This window comes from Sphingobium sp., from assembly GCF_035511395.1.
In the GTDB taxonomy this organism is placed as follows: domain Bacteria; phylum Pseudomonadota; class Alphaproteobacteria; order Sphingomonadales; family Sphingomonadaceae; genus Sphingobium.
This window is the reverse complement of record NZ_DATKFP010000106.1, coordinates 1-20,461: the sequence shown is the minus strand read 5'-3', so window position 1 is coordinate 20,461 and position 20,461 is coordinate 1. Positions and strand designations below refer to the sequence as shown.

Sequence of the window (20,461 nt, the reverse complement as noted above, 5' to 3'; positions counted from 1 at the left end):
CACGCGTTGCTGTTCAAGTGTTTTGCCGGCTGCGCGACGGTCGACGTGATGCGGGCCATCGAGCGACTGGGCCTACCTACTCAAAATTCCGCAGGGAAGATGCGACTTCCCGATATTCGCTCGGACCGGCTGGGGCCTAAGCCCGCCCTGCGGGTGTGGAACGCGTCCGTTTCTTTGATAGGAACCCCCGCCGAAACTTATCTGTGCGGCCGCCACCTTGATCCGCGCGGGAATGACTTGCGCTTCAATGCCTTTACACCGCTGGGGCGGGGACGAGCAGCGGTATTCCGGCCGGCTCTGTTGGCGGCGGTGCGCGAACATCACCGGATCGTAGCTGTTCACCGCACGTTTCTTGATCCGGCAACGGCTGGCGGCCGTGCGGACGATCTTGCCGAGTCACGTATGATGCTGGGCAGTCCCGGCCGCGGGGCGGTACAACTCATGTCGGCCAGGCGCGTGCTGGGTCTTGCTGAAGGGATCGAAACGGCTCTCGCGGCGATGGCGATCCAGAAGATACCGGTCTGGGCCACGCTGGGTACCGCACGCGCACATCGAGTCCTCCTGCCAGCGGGGCTCGAGCGCCTGGTCCTCCTATTCGACAGGGATGCTGCCGGATGGTCGGCATGCCGCCGCGCACGCGAAACCTACATGAGGCCAGGGCTCGAAGTTCGCCATATCTGGCCTCCTGCTCCCCACAATGACTGGGCCGATGTCTTGGCGGCAATCCGCCGCGGCAGATTTATCGCGGGCGGTTGAGAGCACCGCGCTCCCGTGGCGCGGACGTTCGCCCCGAAAGAGAAGGGGGAGAGGGTAGAGAGGGTAGGGCCGTTCTTGGGCGGGGCCGCCTTTTTCCGCGGAGCTTATCGCATGATCAACCCTTCCATCCGTGTCCCGGCACCCCACCTTGCCGGATCCCCCGTCAATGCGCGCACCCACACGCCGCATCTCAAGGTCATGCGGGAACTCTTGCAGCGCTGCCAGCCGCGCCACGATATCTATACGGTGTTTGGCCACTGCATGGAGGCGATGGCGATCGCGATCGCCAACAGCATCGACCTGCGCGCGCGCGATCAGCGTGAAGCACGCTATCTCGACATCGTCGGTCGGTACGGCGCCGACGTCGTCGAAAGCTTCCCACAGGTCATGGCCGAACTCGCGGTGGCCCTGGAAGCCGGGATGGGCGACGTGCTTGGCGCGCTGTTCCATGACCTCGAACTGCACAACAAGGCAAAGGGGCAGTTCTTCACGCCTTATTCTGTCAGCATAGCCATGGCGCAGATGCTGGCCGGCGATACGGCCGCGCTCCGGGAGAACATCGAAAGACGAGGGTATCTTACCGCAATGGAGCCGGCATGCGGCTCCGGCTGCATGGTCATCGCTCTTGCAGACGTCCTCAGGGCACAGGGTATCAATTACCAGCGCCACCTTCATGTCACCGCGATCGATATCGATCCGCGCGCGGTCCACATGGCCTATGCGCAATTGTCGCTGCTGCATGTCCCGGCTCGCCTGATCGTCGGCAATCCCCTTTCCGGTGAGATTCGCGAGCAGTGGTTCACGCCTGCACACGTCCTTGGAGGTTGGACAGCGCGACTTGCGTCCGAGCCTCGGGGCAAATCGGCGATTGAAACAATCCCGAACGTGACGGCCGCGAAAACGGCGTGCACGATCAGGGACACCGATGGTGCGCCCGGCCGCAACAGGCCGGCCTCGCTACCGCGTCAGCTCAGCCTTTTCTGATCCGCCCATTGATCGTCGGATGCAGCCTTCGCCGGTCGTTCGCCTGACCATAGCTGCCGGTACGATCGGTGAAGATCCATGAGCGCCCGATGTGTCCCGCATCCTGCCAGCCGTCCGCCGCGCATGAACAGCACCTGGTCTGCGGCCTCCGCTGTCGCCAAGCGATGCGTGATCATGATGAGGGTCGTCGCACTGCCGGCTCTGCGCCGCAACCGTGCGATCGCATTGGCCTCACTGTGCGGATCGAGTGCGGATGTGCTTTCATCGAGGATCAGTACCGGCGCGTCCACGCCCGCCAGTCGCGCGAGTTCCAGCTTCTGGATCTGCCCTCCCGACAGACGTTCGCCCTGTTCTCCCAGCTCCATTTCGAAGTCGATCGGCCTGCCGGGTTCGTGGAAACGCAAGAGATGCAACAATTCCTCGACATCGGCGATCGCCTGGTTCCCTGGAGGATAGAGGAGATTTTCCCGCAGCGACCGGTTGAACAGACCGATGAACTGCGGCGCATAGAGAATATAGCGATGCCGATCCGCCCAGGGGATCGCCGCGATATCTGTCCCGCCTATCATGATGCTGCCGGAAGACGGTGTGAGGACCCCGGCCAGGATCTGGGCGAGCGTCGATTTGCCCGAACCGTTGGGGCCCACGATCGCGGCGAACGAACCAGCCGGGATATGCAGCGATATCCCCGCCATGCCGGGCATGCCCTCACCATAGCGGAAGCTCACGTCCGCAGCTGCGATATCCGCAGCGGGCATGGGGAGGGGCGGCACGCTGCTGCCGTCTTGTTCGACCGCCGCAAAGGCCAGAACGTCGCGAATGTTGGCGATGGCCACTCCTGCCTGCGCCAGGACATAGCCGAGCGCGCTCAGCGGAACGGTCAGCCGGAAGGCATAAGCCTGGAGGAGGACGAACTCACCTGCGGTCATGTGTCCCTTGCGCACGTCAATGGCAGCGAGCAGCAGCAGCGCCGCAAGGCCAAGCCCGATCACGCAGAATTGCAGCGCGGCCATGATGCTGAGCGAGCGGTACATGCCGGCAGCCGCGTGACGCTTCGCGTCGAGGGCATCGCCGGCATGCAGCAGTTCACGCTCGAGCGCGCCATTCAGCACCACGCGGCGGGCATTGCGCACGATATCGCCGATCGTGCGCGACACATGCGATGCGGCCGCATTGGTCGCATCGGCATGAGTCCGGTGACGGCTGGCCCCGAGCCAGGTCGCGGCGAGAAATCCCAGAAGCGTAAGCGCCAGGATTAGGACGTAACGAAGCCGGATCAGGCCGGCGATCACCGCGAGACTGGCGATGGCCTGCAGAACTACCGGCCCAAGTCGCCAGATCAGGCCCTCGACGACCAGCGTCAGACTATAGGGCAAACGCTCCAGCAGGCCGGGAACGCGGCCGCTGCGGCTGTCGCGCGCCGCAGTAATCTCCGGCAGGGCAGAGGCCAGCGCGCCGATCGTGAAGTGCCGCGCCAGCGCATCCACCATTTTCGCGGTGCAGGACAGCCTCGTGGTATCGAGTATCGATGCAGCCGCCCAGCATCCCACGAACACCACCACGATGAAGAACAGATACGGGAGCGATCCTACCCGTCCTGCCAGCATGTCGATCAGGAGTTTGAGCGCATAGGGACCGGCAACCCCCATCGCGATCACGAGGGTTTCGAGGGCAAAGGCTTCGATCAGGCTTCGCCTTGCACCCAGGCGCGCCGACAGCATCAACTGCACCAACCGCGCCAATACACCGAATGTCGTCACTGTACGGGCCTCCTGGCGATCAATGAGCCAGAAGGAGGATTGGGAACGCGGCCACTATCCTAGCGCCAAATCGAGGAATTTGGAATGCGCGATTCCATGACCCGGAAGAAGGGGAGGGAGGGGCAGGATTGTGACGGGAGACATGGATCGGCCCGTTGCCCCTCAAGCTCAAGGAGATGGTTCCCATGGCGAGCCTTGCCCGCATGACCGACGCGCACCCCGTGTCCGCTCCCTATCGCATCGACGTCTCGCGCGGCGGCCGTAGTGGCCGCGTATCCTCGGAATGGTACTCCCGGCCCGATGACGAGAAATTCCTCTCGCTCTCCAGTCTCTACGACAGCGTGCGAGCCCGCGCCGATCGCTCGACCACCCGGACCGTTGAAAGCCGCGCGATCCGCGTCGAGGCGAGAAGCGACAACCCTGAACGTCTCGTACTGATCGCGCCGGGCGACGAGCGCCCGCTCACACCGACCAACTGGTCCTTCGGTCAGGTCGCGAGCCTCGTCGGCGCTCCGGCCTCCTATCTGCGCCAGCTGCCGGCGGCGCTCGCCGGTATCAATCTGCAGCACGGACTTGTCACGCACAGGGGCGAGCAGGTCAAAATACTGCAGACCGACGATGGCCGGACAGAGCTGCGTGCCGCGACCGGAAGCCAGTACGGCCGCGTATATGACTGGGAATTGGTGAAAGCCATCATGGCATTTGCCGGGGATGGCGTTGGCGACACACGGTGGAAAGTCCCGGGAGCGATCGATTGGGGAAGCATGAGCTATAACCCCTATGTCGACATCACCAAGGAGACGACCACACTCTACGCATCGGACAGGGACGTGTTCGTATTCCTTGTCGATGACACCCATCCGATCGAGGCAGGCAAGCTGCCGAACGGCGATCCCGACCTCTATTTTCGCGGGTTCTATGCCTGGAATTCCGAAGTGGGCTCCAAAACCCTCGGCATCGCGACATTCTATCTCCGGGGCGTGTGCGCCAACAGGTGCCTGTGGGGCGTGGAGAATTTCGAGGAGGTGAACATTCGACACTCGAAATTCGCCGGCGCCCGCTTCGCGCACCAGGCCGCCCCGGCACTCGAACACTTCGCAAACTCCTCAGCCGAGCATTTCATCACCGGCATCAAGGCCGCACGCGAACGCATCGTCGCGCGCAAGGACGAGGACCGCGACGCGTTCCTGCGCCGGCGCGGCTTCTCGAAAGCCGAGACCACGAAGATCATCCAGACGGTCCTCGCCGAGGAGGGCCACCCTGCCACGAGCGTCTATGATTTCGTGCAGGGCATCACCGCGCTTGCCCGCACCAAGCCGCACCAGGACAGCCGCCTCGAACTCGAAGGCAAGGCGCGGAAGCTGCTCGAACAGGCGCTCTGAGGCGCACCTTTTCCGCTCCGGTTTTCCCTCTTCTCTCCGCGCTCCCGGTCTCCGACCGGGGCGGTTATTCTCATGAAAGGATAAGGTCATGCGCGCCCAATCCGATGTTTCCCTTTCTGATTTCACCGTGGACGTCGACTTCTTCAGCGGCGACGAACACTATGCCACCCATAGCTACACGGTTACCGCCTCGACTTGGTTCAGCGCGCGCCAGCAGGCGCTGCAGATGTCGGTGAACAGCGTCTATGACGACCCGCGCATTCCCGGCCTCAGCCGCACAGCCACCGTCAGGACCGCCTGATGACCCGGGCCAGCACCCGCCGCCTCGGCACCGGGATATCCGCGTTGATCGCCGCGTCGTCCCCGCCCGCCACCACGCTGCCGCTCGCCAGCATCAGGGCCGGATATAACCCCCGTCGCTATTTCGACAGCCGCAAGCATGACGAACTCGTGGCTTCGCTGCGGCTGCGCGGGATGCTCCAGCCCATGCTGGTCCGTCCGGCGAAGGAGGCGGAAGACACGTACCTGATCATTGCGGGCGGACGTCGCTACCGGGCGGCGCTCGAAGCCTTCGGGCCGGAGGGCGAGGTGCCGGTCATCATCCGCGAGATGACCGACCAGGAGGCTCTCGAGGCGGCGATCGACGAGAATGACGTGCGCGACGATGCCTCGGAAACCGAGCAGGCCGATGCGGCCGTTCGCGTTCTTGCCGCGTGCCAGGACGACCGCGCCGAGGCCGCCCGCCGCCTCGGTTGGTCCAAAACCAAGCTCGATCGCCGCCTGGCGCTTGCCGGCCTGTCCGGGCACGTCAAGGCCGCGCTTGACGAGCGCCGGATCAAGCTGGGCCATGCCGAACTGCTCGCCGCCGTTCCCGCCGACAAGCAGGAGAAGGCGCTGGAGACGATCCTCGCCTCTGGCCTCGACGTCGGAAAGACCCGCGATCTGCTGATGCGGGTCACGCAGGACCTCGCCCATGCCATCTTCGACAAGGACGAATGCCTGGCCTGCCCGTTCAACTCGGCAGCGCAGCGCGCCCTGTTCGAGACTCATGTCGAGGACGGCCATTGCACCAACGCCGGTTGCTTCGAGCTCAAGACCCAGACCGCCTTAATGATCCGCTTCGAACAGGAGGAGTGCGCTCAAAAGGCGGCAAGGGGCGCGAAGTCTCCCTTTGACGACGATGCGCATACCGAACGGCGTGAGGACGATATCGACGATCCCGATGCCCATGCTGGTGACGATGAAGGCTGCGTCGTCAATGATGCGGGCGGCGCGCACTCCCTCGGCCTCCCGGGCGAGCAGGGCGCATCGTCAGCGAATGACGGCGGGCGGCGGGCGGCGCGGATTGCCGCGAGCGATACCAACGGCAGAAAGCCCGACACGCCAAAGTCCACTGTTACCGCCCGCTCGATCGCCGTCCGAACGAAGGAACTGCGCGAGGCGGCGTGGCGCACCGCGCTCGCCCGGGCGCTCGCGGGCAATGCGGCCCATGCCCAAACTACGATCCTGGTGGGGGCGATGTCCGGCACGCTCCCGCAAATCAAGGCCGAGACGTTACGAGGGCGTGCCGGCCTGCTGGTCGGCATGTCCTTCCCCGATCTCGATTTCAGCCAGCAGATCGCCGCGATCCTGGAGCTACCGGAGCCGCAGGCCGCGACAGTGCTGTCCGCCATCGGCGCGGCCTATGCCAAGGATGTCTCCAGCTTCGATAATGTCGCGGACTTGGCGAAGGTCTTCGCAGTCGACCTGCGCGACACCTGGCAGGTCGATAGGGCTTTCCTCGAACGCTACTCGAAGGAGGAACTCAGGTTCATCGCCCGCGAATGCGGGGTGATCGCACACATCGGCGAGAAGGCGTTCGCCAAGTTGCTCGGCCAGAAGAAGACCGATCTCATTGCCGGGATGCTCCACGCACTCGGCTTCGACTGGGCAGGGCGTCTGCCGAGCGCCATGACCCTCGACGGCGCATATGGGCGACCGCCTGCGCGCCAAGTTGCATCGGCAAGCGAGGTTCCGATCACGGACCTCGCCGCCTGAACGCTCCCACACTCTGTCCAGAAGGATTTCTCGCCATGCTGATCACCAGCCTGCTCCCGCTGCTCGCCCGCTATTCGCTCGGCTGCGATCTTGTCGCCGGGCCCGAGGGTAGGGTCACGCTCACCATCATCCCGCGCATGATCGAAGGCACTGGGCACAAGCCCGAAGCCGGCGAAATCCGGCCGATCTCGCTCACCGCCGGCGCCGCCGAGATCGATGCCGAACTTGCCAAAGGCGAGGACGGCGCACTCGGCCAGCTCATAGCCGGTCGCAAGGCGCTCGCGGACCAGCTGGAGGAGCAGCGGCAGGCTACCGAAGCTGCCCGCGCTGCTGCCGCCACGAAGATCAAGGCTGAAGCCCCATCGCCGAAACCGGGCGCCGCCGGCGCCAGCGCCCAGGCTCCCGACAGCCCGCCGGCTGACGCCAAGCCCGACGAGCCGGCCAGCCTCTGGTGACGCACGTCGCGAGAACACACTCAATCTTTTCCTCGATCCCCTGGAGACAGTCATGCAGATCGATCATCTCACCCGAACCTATCGCTATGACGGCATCGACCTGCCGGTGCCGCCGCATCTCGCGAATGACCCGGGAGCGCTGCGTGCCTATCATGCGACGCTCTACCCGGCGATCCTCAACGCCGAGATGGTCGACGCCGGTGTCACGGGCGGCGCACATGTCACCGAATATCGCCGCGCCGTCGGCACCAAGGGTTGATCGCGGTGCCCATGTCGCCGCGTCGCTCAGGCACCGTTATCCCGCCTGCTGTGCGCAGAACCCTCCTGGACTGGATCGAGACAGATGATGGCGATGCTGCCGGCTTCACCCCGCCCGTCTGCAGCCCCCGGGCCCGTGCCCTCCACGCGCGGATCGTCCTCGATCCGCGCGGCAGCGCGAGCGAGGGGCGCCAACCGCTACAGCCGCCAGCCGGACTTCGCCTCCCGCCGCTCGGTTGATCTTGCCGGCCGTGCCGTTGCACTCTCGCCTGGGATCCCGACGGTGTTCGATGCGCCGCTGGCGCCGCATCACCGGTTGGTCGGGCGCTGGGCCGCATCGCGAGGGCAGCATGCGAGAACCTATACGCGCGTCGAAGCCCGCCGCCACATCGAGGAGGCCTTCGACGCCGCGGTGCTCGAAGTCCTGGACCCGATAGAGATCGTCGATCTGCGCATCGCCGTCCTGGGCAGCGAGGCGGATGGACCGCCTGCCATCGCCATCATCTGCGAAAGCATGGGGCAGCTTGACCTCGGATGGATCGAAACCGGCGATGCGCCGACGGCGTGGCGCGCGGCGGCCTACAGGGCGCTCGAGAAGACGCTCGGGGGCGTCCTGCCGGTATTCAGCTACCAGGATCTCTTCGACGAGATGTCGATGTATTACTGGGAGGGGGAAACCGATGACGATGCAGCCCGCTGCAGCCTGATCGAAAATCACGGCGCGGACGTCGAGGATCTCGACGCCCTCATACTCCCTTCGCAAATGAACGACCGCCGCCCGGGCTGGATGATCGCCGCGAACGCGGCGGCCCCGACCCGGCTTCCTGCGACTTTACAAATTAAACTGGCGGATTTGCACGCTTCGCATGAGGCGTTCGGCAAGGTCTCGCGGGAAGGTGGAGCATGGCACTTCGACTTCGATATCGCGAGCGAATATCTGCCCAGTATCGAGGAATGCGCCTCGCTGCCGCCGCTGACCCTGGTTCCCTTCGGGCCTTTCGCGCGCGAACTCGATGATGTGATGCGCAGCGGCATGGAAATGGGCTTCATGGATATCGCGGGTATCTGCCCGCTGCCGGATGCGGCCCACATCGACCACTGGTTCGCCTCGCTGCGGCTCGGCGCGCAGCTCCTGCTCGCTGCGCAGAAGCTTATCCGGACCGATCCACCCCGAGCGCGAGGCAATCATGTCCGATCATAGCACCCACTTCGAAGCCAGCGGCGGCGGTCTCGTTCTGACGAACGCCATCCTGCTCTATACGAACCAGGCGCCTCGGCATCTCAAACCCTATGGCGCTTCCCCGGTCGATGCTGCGGCTTTCGCCAGTATCCATGCGGTCGAACTCGGCGGCGATGGCCAGCCGACGATCGCGGCCGGTAGTCCGCTGACCCGTGCGTACCTGCGGCGATGGTCCGAGGCGCTTGACCGCACGGTCGTGCCGGAGCTCCTGCCGGCCAATGTGCTGGTCGCTCACCCCGACATGCTCGCCTGGTGGGTGCCGGCACAGGTACGACCGGCCCATTTCGCGCTGTCCGACCCTCCTGCCGATCTCCATGCGCTGGCGGCGCGAACGACGGTGCCGGTTCCCTATCCAGCCCATCTCCTGATCGCCACGCCCACTGGTCTTGGCGTCTATGCCCTCCCGGTAAATGAACGTCCTGTCGCCGAAACGCCCGTCCTGCACTCGCCGATCCTGAATGTCTTCGTCGATGGTATGCTCTGCTGGGGCAATATCCTGAAGCCCAAGGCGCTCGGCATCGCTTGCATTGCGGCCTATGAAAGCGCGGTGTTCGCATCCTGGTCGACGCATCCCAATCCCGGCCAGGACCAGACCGTGCGCGGGAAGGGCGGGCTGGTTCGGCTATGGGATGATCTGGCCGCTCGCCGGGCAACCCGTTTTCCGGTCAGCCGTCTCAAGCCTTTCGGTACCGTCAGGCGCGGGCAGGGTCTGCGAACGGCCGGTGGGCCGGCGGTCGGCACGATGACACTGGCCCGCCTGATCGCGGATTTGCGGGTATGACGAAGCTTGCACATGATCCGACGGCGGCGGCGGTGCTCGGCGCCATGCCCTGCTATCCGGTGCCGCCCTTCGGACGATCACCCGCTCTCGACACGCTGCGCGCTTCCCGTGCCGGCCATGGCCTCGCTATTGGCAACGACGGAGTGATGCTGATTCTGCGCCGCCCCTGGCTGGCACTGGATGTGCCGGTTGCCGCGCCCATCGCCGGCTATGTTCCTTATGGCAGCATCGGGCCGCCGCGGGCCGATCTACGCTGCGGCCTCGTACCCCGGCGCTATTGCGAGCACATCCTGCAATTTCTGCGGGAAGCCCTGCCTAACGAGGCAGCGGCATTCGTTCTCTGGAACGAGGATACCCGGGAGTTTGCCGTGGAGTTGCCAGCCATCGAGGAAGCGACACCGACGCGGCTCGTATATCGCATGCCGACCCTGCGGCCCCCTTGGCACATCGTCTGTGACATCCACAGTCACGCGCGCGGCAGCGCTTTCTTCAGCGCCACCGATGATGCCGACGATGCCCATGCGACGAAAGTCTCTGTCGTCTTCGGCCGACTGGACCATCCAGACGGACCGGCCATGTCCACGCGGCTTTGCGCGGGGCGCATGTTTCTACTCCTGGCGCGCGGGCCCTTTGCAGGAGTGTGCGATGCAGCATAATCCGATGCCGCGGCACTATCTTCCCGCTGGCCTCGACAATCGCGCAATCACGGTCCTGCTGGTCGGTTGCGGCGGGAACGGGGCGCAGATGCTGATGGGGCTCGCCGCACTCGATACGGCGCTACGCGCGATCTCGTCGCGCTCGCTCGAGGTCGTCGTTGTCGACGATGATATCGTCACGGAAGCGAATCTCGGGCGTCAGCCCTTCTATCGCTGCGACCTCGGCCATTCCAAGGCACGCACGCTGACCGAACGCATCAATCTCGCCCATGGCCTTGCCTGGAAGGCTGTTCACGGACGCGCGCCTGCAGCGATCGCGATCGAGGGCTTCGACATCCTCATCAGTTGCGTCGATACCGCATCAGCGCGCCGGGCGCTGGGGGCGGCTGTGCAGACCGGCAAAAGCACGCCCGCTTACTGGATGGACCTCGGCAACCGCGCGAGCGACGGCCAGTGCCTGATCGGTTGCCCGCGTCGCATGATCGGCGGCGATCACTCCGTCCTGCCGACCGTGCTCGAAGCTTTCCCTGAACTCGCCGACGAGAGTGCGCCAGAAGATGATGCGCCCTCCTGTTCAGTTGCCGAAGCGCTCGAACGCCAGTCGCTCTTCGTGAACCGTGTTCTCGCGAGCCATGCGCTCGCGCTGCTCTTCGATTTGCTCGGGCGCGGTTCGATCGGACATGCCGGGGCCTTCATCAATCTTGCCAGCGGGCAGACCGTTCCAATCCCGCTTCTCTTCACGAATGGCACATCACTTGCGGCGGCCAGACACGCAAATATCTCGCGTTCGTGGCCTGTATAGGCTATGTCATATGCCAAGGAGTTGCCATGAAACTCGAACGTCACGTCAAACTGTTCAAGAACGGCCGCAGTCAGGCGGTCCGCATTCCCCGTGAGTTCGAACTTCCGGGCGAGGACGCCATTATCCGCAAGGAAGGCTCGCGCCTGATCATCGAACCCGCCCGGCCACGCTCCCTCCTTGCCGTTCTCAAGACATGGGAGCCGCTCGATGAAGAAATCGGCCCAATCGAGGACTTGCCGGCAGAACCGGTCGACATCTGATCCATGTTCCTGCTCGATACTAACATCCTGTCGGACCTGATCCGTCAGCCCGATGGCATGGTCGCCCACGCTATCGCCGATGTCGGAGAGGATGCAGTTGCTACCAGTATCATCGTTGCCGGCGAACTGCGCTATGGCGCAGAAAAGCGCGGATCGCCGCGCCTGAAAAGTAAAATCGAGGATTTGCTGTCTCTCATTGCGGTGCTGCCGCTCAAGGACGATGTCGACGCCTGCTACGGGCGCCTGCGTGCCGAACTCGAGCGCCGTGGCATGCCGATCGGCGCCAACGACATGCTGATCGCCGCCCACGCGCTCGCAATCGGCGCGACCCTCGTTACCGACAACATCCGCGAGTTCGAGCGGGTCAATGGCCTGCAACTGGTGAACTGGCTCCGAACCACCTGACACCAGGTTCGCGCGGGATTGCCGGACTGGTTCGCGTGGTCAGCGAATGAAGAAGGGAGGGGGAGGGCAGAAGGGTGATCCCAGGGAGATCGCTCCATGCTCAACCCGTGTTACCAGCGCCTGCAAACAACGCCTTGCCGGCCACGCCGAACGCCTAAGGCATTGGCAGCTTTATCGATGCGGAGCCTTGCGGCATGACCGCAGATCCTGCCGCCTTCGATCCCGCAATCTTGGCTTGCTGGATCGCGCATGGCCGCCCCCCCGATCATGCCTAGGTGCTGGCATCGGTATGGACGGATTATCCCGACCTCCCTTTCGATGCGCCGCTGCATGAACGCATGGCGCGCAGCCGCGCACGCGTCGCGGCGCTCCGCCCGTTCAACGACGCGATACGCGAGGACGCCGAACGCGAAAGACAGCGCGCGAACTTCGCCTGTATCGAGACGCAGGTAGCAAGCGGCCCGATAAAGCCCTTCGATCGGGCCATCCTCCACGCCCGGGACCAGCATGGTTATGACTGGGATGCTGCAGGGTTGTATGCGCAGGGCCGCTGCGCGGCAGAGCCGGGCCGCGAGCTTCGTGATTTCTCGGTACCGCCGGGTGAAGCTTCGCCCGCTTATGCCCAGGGTTTCCGGGATGGCGGCGGCTGTTTCGCCGACCTGTTCGATATGGCCAGGCGTTCCTACGCGGCCGCCGAGCGCAACGCAGACCGATTGCCGATTTTGGCAACGCCCCCGTTTTCAAGGCCCGCTCCCAGCAACTGGCCATCTCCGACAGACGCCCCGCGTCCGGCCCTGTGGTCGAAACGCGCCGTCATCATCGGTGCCGATACGGCAGCCAATGCAGGGGTAGGATTGATAACTATGCTGCAGGCGCATCCCGGCCATGCCATTGCGCACACCATCATAGCCGATGGGGCCCGAGGTTTTCGGTCATTGGGCAATTGTGATCACGTCCGGACGGAGGATCCCGCCGGTCAGCTACGCTCCTTGCTCACCGGGGTCGAACTGGACGACCTGCTTATCATCGCCGATGCGGCGGACCTCGCCTTGCTAGATCAACATGCCAGCCCGCTTCCGCTCTGCCGCACCATGGAGCGCACCCGAAATTCGCATATCCAGCAGTGCGCGCAATTGCGGACCTGGCTGGACCGCGGACTATTCGCCGGCGAGGTTCTCGCCAGCGGCCATATCCGCTGGACGAAGCTTGCCCAGGGTCTCTCCGGCCGCCTCGGCGAATTCGTCGCCCGTTCTGCGGGTAAAGCCCAGCCGCGAGGACACAGCATCGTTATCGAACGGTGCGATGGCAGCCCCGCCACCGGCTACATGACGCCGCAGGGTGAACTGCTGAGCCCCAGACGATGATCACCAACAAGGACCATATGCGCAGGCACATGGCAGCGATGCTGCGCCGGTTCGCGGCCGCCAACCCGCATCATGGCGGCGCGGCCGCCTGATCCAGGAACGATGCACATGACACATTATACGCTATCTCATCTCGACGCGGCTGCATGCCTGTGGGAAGCGGTCCTCGACCTGCGCGATCATCCGGCCGCCGAGCCTGACGATCTTGCCCGCGCGCTGGCCATCCGAAAATCGTTCAAGGCGATTGGGACCTGTACCATGCGCGTCATCGTCGTTGGCTGGATCGATGCCGTCGATGCCGCCTGGTACAGGATCCAGAACACCTGCCCTTTCTGTTTCGACTGGTCCTTCGTGAAACAGTGGGTCATCGACACCATCGACTGGTCTGACCCGGATAATCCCGCCATCCATATGGGCCTGGGTCTTAGCTCAAACCGGAATGGCGCGATTGCCGTGACCGGAGCGGGATCGCAGTCGCACCTTTTAGCCAGACCGCAACTCACTCGAAACGACCATGTCGCCCTGCTTGCACGAATACGCGCCGCACTGGACACGCCGGACAGCCTCGATGCCGCCGCGCGCGCCACGTTGATCGAGGTCATCGGCGCCAGTGAAAGCGGGCTCAGGGTTTGTGCGCTGCCATGGCCGATCGATGTCCACCTCGGGATCATCGAGCACCGGCACGGCGTCAATTTTTACGCAGGTCTGAGCCGCGATGCTCTCTTCGCGGAGATGGCGAACTATGCACGCGAATGCTGGCAGGAGATCGGCGACAGGCGCGATCCGCATACACTGCCCGATGACGAAGTCATCACCGCCTATTTCGACGATCACCCGTCAGAAAGCCATTCGACCGAGATCCTGCGCCTGGAACCGGTCCCGTCGGTCCGGCCTGCCCGCTCCATCGAAAGCGGCGCCTACTGTGTGCTCTCGACGGCGCACCTGACGGTCCAGACCGCCGGCCTTCTCGACAAATGGGCCTGCTGGCCTCCGAGCGACCGCCCCATCGACATTGCCGCCTCTGTCTATGGCTGGTTCGTGCCGACGCGCCCGCTTCCGGGTGACCGCCAAGTGCAGATCCCGGCCGACCTGTCGCGACTCATCGTGTTCGGACGTGATCGAGGCTTCCAGTTCCTGCTGCTCGACTGCGATGGCGATCGTGCTGCCGACCTGCCAGTCCACGACTGGTGATGGCGGTATAGGACGGTATGCCGACAAGGACGAGAACTGGCTGCTGTTGCGCGGAGAACGCCGCCATTCCTGGACCCATCGTCCTCAAGTCATGATGGAGTGCCGCCGGTCCCTTCGAGCAGCGGCAGCAGCATCGCATGCAACGCATCCTCCGCGCGCTCGCGCCGTTGTCCATCGCTCGAGGCGAGGTCCTTCCTCATCCAGTCGGGCAAGCGCCGTACGAGGTCTCGCAGCCTTACATCGTTTGAAGTGCTCATCCCCTCCTCTTTGCAGGACGCAAATCCCGGCGACAACCGCCTTGCCACTTTGCGCGCACGCGCAAACGAGTGTGAAGGGGAGGGGGCGGAGCAGGGGAGACGGCCGGATGGTCCACCGCCGAGACAGGAGCACCTCCATGACGATCGCCACTCATGATTTCACTCGCGATACGAAAGTCCCGCTCGGTTACTGCTCAACGGGCCTTCTCGAGCTCGACCTCGGAAAGCTGATGTCGGGCCGCTGCCTGATCCAGGGATCTTCGGGGGCAGGCAAGAGCCAGACGCTGCGCCGGATCGTTGAAGAAGCCTTCGACTATCTCACGACCATCATCGTCGATCCGGAAGGCGAGTTCGCCAATCTCGCCGCGCATATCGGCGCCACTACCGTTATCGCGCGTGACTACGCCAATGGTGGGCTTACCGCGCTTGCGCTACGCACGCGCCAGCACCGTATCGCTCTGCATCTCGATCTCACCGATCTGGAACCCGACCACCGCATCGAGAAGGCCGCCGCTTTCTTCGCGGGGCTCCTTTCGGCGCCGCGCGAGCACTGGGCCCATACCGTGCTGGTCTGCATCGACGAAGCGCATCTGCTCGCACCGCATATGGCTGCCTCCGCCCGCGATGCGGAAACCCGTCGCCTGGGCGTGGCGACCCTTACCGACATGTGCGCGCGGGGCCGCAAGCGCGGGATCGGCACGATCATCGCGACCCAGCGTCTTGCCAAGCTCGCCAGTTCGGTGGTCTCCGAACTGCATAATCACCTGATTGGCCTCAACGTCTTCGACCGTGACGTGGCGCGCGCCGCCGATCTGCTCGGCTTCGGTAGCGATCAGGCAGCGCTGCTGCGCCAGCTGTCGGCAGGAGAATTCTTCGCCTTCGGCCCCGCGCTATCGGCAATGCCCGTGCTGGCGAAGATCGATCCGACGATCACGCCCCATATCGGTCGCACGCCCGATCTGGTCTCCGCCGCCGTCTTCGATCCGGATACGAGCCGCGCTTTGCTCGACCTCGAGACTTTGCGCGAAGTTACGCCGGCCAGGACCGGGCCTATCGCCATGCGGGGCCAACGCGCACTCGACGCCTTTCTGCTCGACCCTGCCGCTCCGGCCGCCGCACGCATCGCCGGTGCCTTGGGCAACATTGCACCCAATGCCACGACGGCCGACGATCTGGCGCGTCATCTCGCTCTGCCCGCCAAAGACGTCGATGCCGGGCTCGACCTGCTTGCCGCGATCGGCGCCTCCGACACCATGCCGCGCGGGGATACGCGTATTGCGCGTCTGTCTGCCAGATTGCGCCTGCGCGTCGTCGATACGCCGGTCGTCGGCTTGGCTTGAAGGAAGCGGAACATGGCCCAAAGCAGCTTCGATCTCGACGCCGATATCGTCGAACTCACCCCGTTCGTCCCCGGGGCTGATGCCACCCCAGTGGTGCCGCTTGCCGAACTGGCTTTCCGCTCGGATGCATGGCTGCCTGATGATACTCTGCATCTGCGTACCGCGTTCGCGGACGACTGCACGATCGAGGAGATCGCCGCCAAGCTTGGCCGGTCCCGGGCAGCCGTCGCTACCCGCATCCATGATCTCGGGCTGCGCCGTAACTCGCAACGATCCTGGAGCGACTGGGACGACGAGGAAATGGCGCGCTGCTATGCGCATGAGCCGGCGGCAACGCTGGCCGCCCGGCTTGGTCGCGGAGTGAGTGCGCTCTACGCCCGGGCCCGGTTGCTCGGCCTCTCCGAACCCGGATCCCCGCCTTACAGTGGCTGGGAAGATGCGCAATTGCGTGCAGGATACGCGAAAGGCGTCCCCGTCGCCCAGATCGCGAGCCTGATCGGCCGGCCCTTCGCGGGGGTTATCGCGCGCGCTTCGGCGCTGGGGCTGCGCCATGCCTGCCAACCGGACGACTGGAGCGATGCGGAAATGAACCGGGCCCTCGAACTCGCGGCAACCGGATCACGCTATGTCGCCATCGCACAGGCCCTGGCGGCCGAAGGCTTCCCGAGCCGGAACAGCCGCAGCCTCGGGCAGCGGCTCCGCAAGCTCGGTTATGGCAGGGGATGGGGCCGCCCCTGGACCGCAGAAGAGGACGCGCTTCTTCGTCATGCCTACGCGACGGGCGCGAGCCTGACGCCGCTGCGGGAACGGCTTGGCCGCACACCGCATTCGATCCGCTGGCGGGCCGAGGCGCTTGGTCTCAGGGGCTCGCATGTCCGCCGCGACGGGTTCCGGCAGGGCCCGGTCTGGACACGGCAAGAGGAAGCCCGGTTGCGGGCAGAGTATGGCAGGGTTCCGACCCGTGAGATCGCCGAGGCGCTCGGCCGCGGCGTGCGGGCCGTTCTCTATCACGCGAACCGGATGGGACTGGTCCACGGTTTCATGCGAGCGTTCAGCGCCGACGAGGACAAGGCGATCCGCAACGCCTGGCTCCACGGTGTTTCGATGGTGGACGTTGCCGCTGCTCTTGGCCGCGATCCCGCCGTCATCGGAAAGCATGCCGCGCGCCTCGGCTGCCGCTTCACAGATCCGGCGCGGCCCAGGCGAGGACCGAAGACGCGCCGGGCGAACCGGCCGCCTGTCACGCTTCACAGCCTGCTGACGCTCGGTTCCGCGTTGCCGGTCGATATCGACCTTCCACGCGCTGCCTGATCCGGCCACCGCTCCTTTTTTCGGAGGTTTCATGTCCGTGCCTGTTCCGCCAAGCAGCCTGTCGTCTTTGAGGCGAGAGCTCTCAAGCTTCGATCATGCGCTGAGGACGGCCCAGCAACTGCGGCGCGCGACCGGTGTGCCGCACTATGTCGTGCATGGTGTTACTCCGCTGCAGGCGTTCAGGGTTACGATGCGGCCGCCGGCCTGGCCCGACCGCTGGCTGGCGATGGTCGCATGACCGCTTTCATCCGCCGGGAGAGTTTGCTGGACCGTACCGGCACAGATGCGATCATCGCGCACGCTCCCGGCGATCTGCACGAATTCCAGTGAGCCGCGGGGCCGGTTCCTGTCGAACAGCATCGTCATTCCAGCTTGGGGATCGAACGCTTCGATGTGGGCTGCCGGTAACAGCGCTCGACGACACGGCCCCGGGCGATCCTGGAGACTGTCCGCCTGGCCGGGCTATTCCCGATTGATTGGCAGGCCTGAGGGAAGCGTCGCTTCAGGCTCATCGACCTTTGGTCTGTTATGCAGCCATTCCGCCGCGCGGCCCGCCACCATCTCCCGATCGGTCCCGATACCGGAAACGCACCTGCCGGTGCCGCTGACCACGCCGCCCCGTAGCGCCTGTCATGACCGCCGGTTCACATCGCTGCGCCTCGCTACGGCGACTTCCGCTAGCGTTGCATCAGCGCGGCTACCGCCGCGCCTCCTGCACCGCGCCCTGTTCCTCCTGCGCCATTCCTTGCGTCTCGCCTTTGCCCTGGTCATGCCGCGATGCAGCGGGGAGTTGCGGGCGACCGGGACGTGGCGCGTGGGCCGCGGCGGCGCTGCGCCGGAGGTTGCGGTCCGCCCGGTCACGGGCGGGCGGCGCGCGGGGCAAGGGCGGGATAGAGAGGAGAGAAGGACCGGTGTGGGTGTCGCCGAGAATGGTTTCGAGCGACATTCGAAAGGTCAAGACGATGAACATCGGTGAAATCTTCAATCAGAACGGCCGCCTGACGGGCTCGATCGCCACCCGCACGATCGACCTCCCCCGCATCGGCCTGCGCAAGGTGGTGAGCGAGAACGATAAGGCCCCGGTCTACGAGATCCTCGCGCTCAACATTGCCCGCCGCTGGGTCCAGATCGGCGCGCTGTGGGAAGCCGTGTCGAAGCGCGGCGAGGTGTTTCTCGCGGGGAACATCGACGACCCCAGCCTGCCCGAGCCGCGGCCGATCGCGCTCTTCCCCGCAGATCACGGCGGCTACATGGTCGCATGGCGCCGCGATACCATGCGCTCGGACTTCGGTGGCAGCATGGGTGCGAGCCGCACGAACTACGACGATCGCGGTTCGCGCGACCAGGGCGGCTTCGGCGACAGCACCGTGGGTGCCGGCGGCGAACGGTCGGGGACGGATGCTCCGTTCGAGGAGGAAGACCCCTTCTGATCGCGCGCTGATCAGTCCCGTCGGGCCGGGGAGGCATCAGGCTTCCCCGGCCCGTTTCGATTTCGCTCATGAGGAGACATCCCATGCGCCTCTCATCTGTGCAGCATTGCGCGCCGTTGACCGACCTTACCGCGCTCGCCGCCGCGATCATGGCCAGCCCCTCGATCCGCGACCTGCTTACGCGCCGTGTCGGCGGCGCGCCCGGCGTGCCGGAGATCCCGGCCGGCATCACCTGCGGCGAGATCATCGCCGCCATTTACGACCTGCTCGAGAATACGCCGCTTGCACCCCATGCGGCCGGGATCGTCGATGCCGTCCTGACGCACGCGGCATACGGCGGGGACGTCGTGGCAAGCAGGCACTGACCGGCACGGCGCACACACAGGGCCGGTTCGCTACCCTCACGTTCGCGGCCCTGCTTCCTTTTGGTCCCTGACAGGGAGACGTTCCATGAACCACGATCATTCGCGCAGCATAAGCCGCTTCGCCGACCTGCCCGCGCTGTTCGCCGAAGTGACGGCGACGCCGGAATTCCAGCGCACCTTCGGGGATCCCATACCCCTCTCGATCATCAGCCCGGGGGATGAGCCGGGCGAATATGCCATGCCCGAGCCGCTCCACGCTCAGGCCGATTGTGCCGGGATCATCGCCACCATCTTCGACCTGTTAACCGATACGCGCCTCGATGCGCTCGCCGCCGAGATCGCATGGGGCATGGTGAACAGCTTCCATTTCGTCGCGGGAAAGCTCGAACGACAGGAAGACCTGCTGGCCGATGAACTGCGCGATATGATGCGCCGCTCCGACCTGTCCGAGGTCTTCAACACCGAACTCGAGGAGAAGCAGCTGCTGTGCCAGTCGCTGTCCGAACAGCGCGAAGCGGTCGAGTGCATGCGCGACTATGCGGCGGACACCTTCCGCGTGCTTTCGGGCCGTCCGTGGTCTCCCACGCGCGGCTCACGCGTCTCGAAGGTCGCCACCGCCACGCAGGTCGCGATACAGGACTTCCTGCGCGCCCGCGAACTCGCCGATCGCGAGCGCTATCGCCCGCGCGGTCCTATCGTCGTCGCGTCGGGCCATGCCGAATGGCATGACTGGCAAATCCTGTGGGACCGGCTCGACGCGATCCTTGCACGCATCCCGCACATGACGCTGGTGACGACCGCGCAGCGCAAGGGCTTCGATGCGATCGTCGCCTCGTGGGCGGGAAGCCGCGAGGTCCAGCTGGTCACGTATTCGCTGACAGGCTCGGGGCGCGGCGCTCCCTTTGCACGCAATCGCAAGCTGGTCGAGCTGAAACCCGTCGAAGCCGTGCTGGGCGAGGGATCGGGAATCCAGGCGAACCTGTACCAGGCGCTGCGAAAGGTCGGGGTTCCGATCCATGCCTTCCGCAAGGTCGATCAGGCACCTGCCGAAAAGATCGCCGCGCTTCCGCGTGGCCGCGTTCACCGGGTAGCCTGACACCGAAGTATCAGCGTATTTTCGGGGGCGCGCGTTGCGCCGCTCCCTTTTTTTGCGCAAGGGGTGCGCAGGGCTGCGAGGTCGCGGGCGCTCCACTGAGAGGCATGCGCCTGGAGGCACCCGTTGCGAATCAGGGGCATCGAGCCCCAGATTCGCAAAGCCTCTTTTCTCTCTCAAGAATTCCCATTTTTGGCACGGGACCGCGTCGGCCTCAAGGACGACGGGGCCCCATATGTGGACGGCCCCCTGCTTACAAGAGCTGAGAAGAAGACCAATCGGATCGCTTGCGCTCATATGTCCGGTCTGATGTCGCGGCCGCATATGACCGCTG

At 65.0% G+C, this 20,461-nt stretch carries 24 protein-coding genes; 21 read left to right on the top strand and 3 right to left on the bottom strand.

Annotation, left to right across the window (positions count from 1 at the left end):
* Positions 1-756: DUF7146 domain-containing protein (locus tag VMR39_RS06990; protein WP_325415268.1), on the top strand; the 756-nt coding region annotated here is incomplete at its 5' end.
* A 111-nt stretch (positions 757-867) separates the two neighbouring features.
* Positions 868-1,740 carry an N-6 DNA methylase gene (locus VMR39_RS06985; protein ID WP_325415267.1) on the top strand — a complete coding sequence of 291 codons (873 nt, stop codon included), beginning with the start codon at positions 868-870 and terminating at the stop codon, positions 1,738-1,740.
* On the opposite strand, the gene VMR39_RS06980 is transcribed toward VMR39_RS06985, so the two are convergent.
* Complete coding sequence (locus VMR39_RS06980; RefSeq protein ID WP_325415266.1) at positions 1,722-3,500, bottom strand: ABC transporter ATP-binding protein; 1,779 nt, start codon at positions 3,498-3,500, stop codon at positions 1,722-1,724. The genes VMR39_RS06985 and VMR39_RS06980 overlap by 19 nt on opposite strands.
* Positions 3,501-3,685: 185 nt before the next feature.
* Between VMR39_RS06980 and VMR39_RS06975 the strand changes: the two genes are divergently transcribed.
* The 13 genes from VMR39_RS06975 (at position 3,686) to VMR39_RS06915 (ending at position 14,331) form a co-directional block, all read left to right on the top strand.
* Positions 3,686-4,882 (top strand): DUF932 domain-containing protein, encoded by a 1,197-nt coding sequence (locus VMR39_RS06975; RefSeq protein WP_325415265.1) that lies wholly within the window; start codon positions 3,686-3,688, stop codon positions 4,880-4,882.
* Positions 4,883-4,970: 88 nt separating this feature from the next.
* Positions 4,971-5,183 (top strand): hypothetical protein, encoded by a 213-nt coding sequence (locus VMR39_RS06970; protein ID WP_325415264.1) that lies wholly within the window; start codon positions 4,971-4,973, stop codon positions 5,181-5,183.
* Positions 5,183-6,919, top strand: coding sequence for a PRTRC system ParB family protein (locus tag VMR39_RS06965; protein ID WP_325415263.1), 1,737 nt, complete (start codon positions 5,183-5,185; stop codon positions 6,917-6,919). The genes VMR39_RS06970 and VMR39_RS06965 overlap by 1 nt, the downstream gene beginning before the upstream one ends.
* A gap of 35 nt (positions 6,920-6,954) precedes the next feature.
* Positions 6,955-7,374: a PRTRC system protein E gene (locus VMR39_RS06960; protein WP_325415262.1), complete on the top strand. Its 420-nt coding sequence runs from the start codon at positions 6,955-6,957 to the stop codon at positions 7,372-7,374.
* Positions 7,375-7,426: 52 nt separating this feature from the next.
* On the top strand, positions 7,427-7,633 hold the full coding sequence (locus VMR39_RS06955; protein WP_325415261.1) for a PRTRC system protein C: 207 nt from the start codon (positions 7,427-7,429) through the stop codon (positions 7,631-7,633).
* A gap of 84 nt (positions 7,634-7,717) precedes the next feature.
* Positions 7,718-8,833, top strand: a complete 1,116-nt coding sequence (locus tag VMR39_RS06950; protein ID WP_325415260.1) for a hypothetical protein — start codon at positions 7,718-7,720, stop codon at positions 8,831-8,833.
* On the top strand, positions 8,820-9,653 hold the full coding sequence (locus VMR39_RS06945; protein ID WP_325415259.1) for a PRTRC system protein B: 834 nt from the start codon (positions 8,820-8,822) through the stop codon (positions 9,651-9,653). The genes VMR39_RS06950 and VMR39_RS06945 overlap by 14 nt, the downstream gene beginning before the upstream one ends.
* The gene (locus tag VMR39_RS06940; protein ID WP_325415258.1) at positions 9,650-10,309 is read left to right on the top strand and encodes a PRTRC system protein A; all 660 of its coding nucleotides are present in this window, start codon (positions 9,650-9,652) and stop codon (positions 10,307-10,309) included. Before VMR39_RS06945 ends, VMR39_RS06940 begins: the two co-directional genes overlap by 4 nt.
* A gap of 4 nt (positions 10,310-10,313) precedes the next feature.
* A complete protein-coding gene (locus VMR39_RS06935; RefSeq protein ID WP_414712467.1) occupies positions 10,314-11,111 on the top strand; it encodes a PRTRC system ThiF family protein in 798 nt (265 codons plus the stop codon).
* A gap of 26 nt (positions 11,112-11,137) precedes the next feature.
* Positions 11,138-11,371, top strand: a complete 234-nt coding sequence (locus VMR39_RS06930; protein ID WP_325415256.1) for an antitoxin — start codon at positions 11,138-11,140, stop codon at positions 11,369-11,371.
* A gap of 3 nt (positions 11,372-11,374) precedes the next feature.
* Entirely contained in the window at positions 11,375-11,776 is a 402-nt protein-coding gene (locus VMR39_RS06925; RefSeq protein WP_325415255.1) for a type II toxin-antitoxin system VapC family toxin, read from the top strand.
* 275 nt (positions 11,777-12,051) lie between these two features.
* Positions 12,052-13,140: a hypothetical protein gene (locus VMR39_RS06920; RefSeq protein WP_325415254.1), complete on the top strand. Its 1,089-nt coding sequence runs from the start codon at positions 12,052-12,054 to the stop codon at positions 13,138-13,140.
* Positions 13,141-13,248: 108 nt separating this feature from the next.
* Positions 13,249-14,331 carry a hypothetical protein gene (locus tag VMR39_RS06915; protein WP_325415253.1) on the top strand — a complete coding sequence of 361 codons (1,083 nt, stop codon included), beginning with the start codon at positions 13,249-13,251 and terminating at the stop codon, positions 14,329-14,331.
* Positions 14,332-14,420: 89 nt separating this feature from the next.
* Here VMR39_RS06915 and VMR39_RS06910 read toward each other — a convergent pair whose 3' ends face one another.
* Entirely contained in the window at positions 14,421-14,588 is a 168-nt protein-coding gene (locus VMR39_RS06910; RefSeq protein WP_325415252.1) for a hypothetical protein, read from the bottom strand.
* 137 nt (positions 14,589-14,725) lie between these two features.
* Here VMR39_RS06910 and VMR39_RS06905 point away from each other — a divergent pair, with 137 nt between their 5' ends.
* From VMR39_RS06905 to VMR39_RS06895, 3 genes are read left to right on the top strand one after another with little or no spacing between them, the layout of a single operon-like run.
* Entirely contained in the window at positions 14,726-15,928 is a 1,203-nt protein-coding gene (locus tag VMR39_RS06905; protein ID WP_325415251.1) for an ATP-binding protein, read from the top strand.
* Positions 15,929-15,940: 12 nt separating this feature from the next.
* The gene (locus tag VMR39_RS06900) at positions 15,941-17,239 is read left to right on the top strand and encodes a hypothetical protein (protein WP_325415250.1); all 1,299 of its coding nucleotides are present in this window, start codon (positions 15,941-15,943) and stop codon (positions 17,237-17,239) included.
* 31 nt (positions 17,240-17,270) lie between these two features.
* Positions 17,271-17,477, top strand: coding sequence for a hypothetical protein (locus VMR39_RS06895; protein WP_325415249.1), 207 nt, complete (start codon positions 17,271-17,273; stop codon positions 17,475-17,477).
* 459 nt (positions 17,478-17,936) lie between these two features.
* Here VMR39_RS06895 and VMR39_RS06890 read toward each other — a convergent pair whose 3' ends face one another.
* Positions 17,937-18,209 carry a hypothetical protein gene (locus VMR39_RS06890; RefSeq protein WP_325415248.1) on the bottom strand — a complete coding sequence of 91 codons (273 nt, stop codon included), beginning with the start codon at positions 18,207-18,209 and terminating at the stop codon, positions 17,937-17,939.
* On the opposite strand from VMR39_RS06890, the gene VMR39_RS06885 reads away from it, so the two are divergent.
* The 3 genes from VMR39_RS06885 to VMR39_RS06875 all read left to right on the top strand — a co-directional run bounded on the left by VMR39_RS06885 (position 18,202) and on the right by VMR39_RS06875 (position 20,130).
* Entirely contained in the window at positions 18,202-18,669 is a 468-nt protein-coding gene (locus tag VMR39_RS06885; protein ID WP_325415247.1) for a DUF736 domain-containing protein, read from the top strand. The genes VMR39_RS06890 and VMR39_RS06885 overlap by 8 nt on opposite strands.
* A gap of 83 nt (positions 18,670-18,752) precedes the next feature.
* Positions 18,753-19,034, top strand: a complete 282-nt coding sequence (locus tag VMR39_RS06880) for a hypothetical protein (protein WP_325415246.1) — start codon at positions 18,753-18,755, stop codon at positions 19,032-19,034.
* Positions 19,035-19,119: 85 nt separating this feature from the next.
* Complete coding sequence (locus VMR39_RS06875; protein WP_325415245.1) at positions 19,120-20,130, top strand: DUF2493 domain-containing protein; 1,011 nt, start codon at positions 19,120-19,122, stop codon at positions 20,128-20,130.
* Positions 20,131-20,461: the final 331 nt, after the last annotated feature.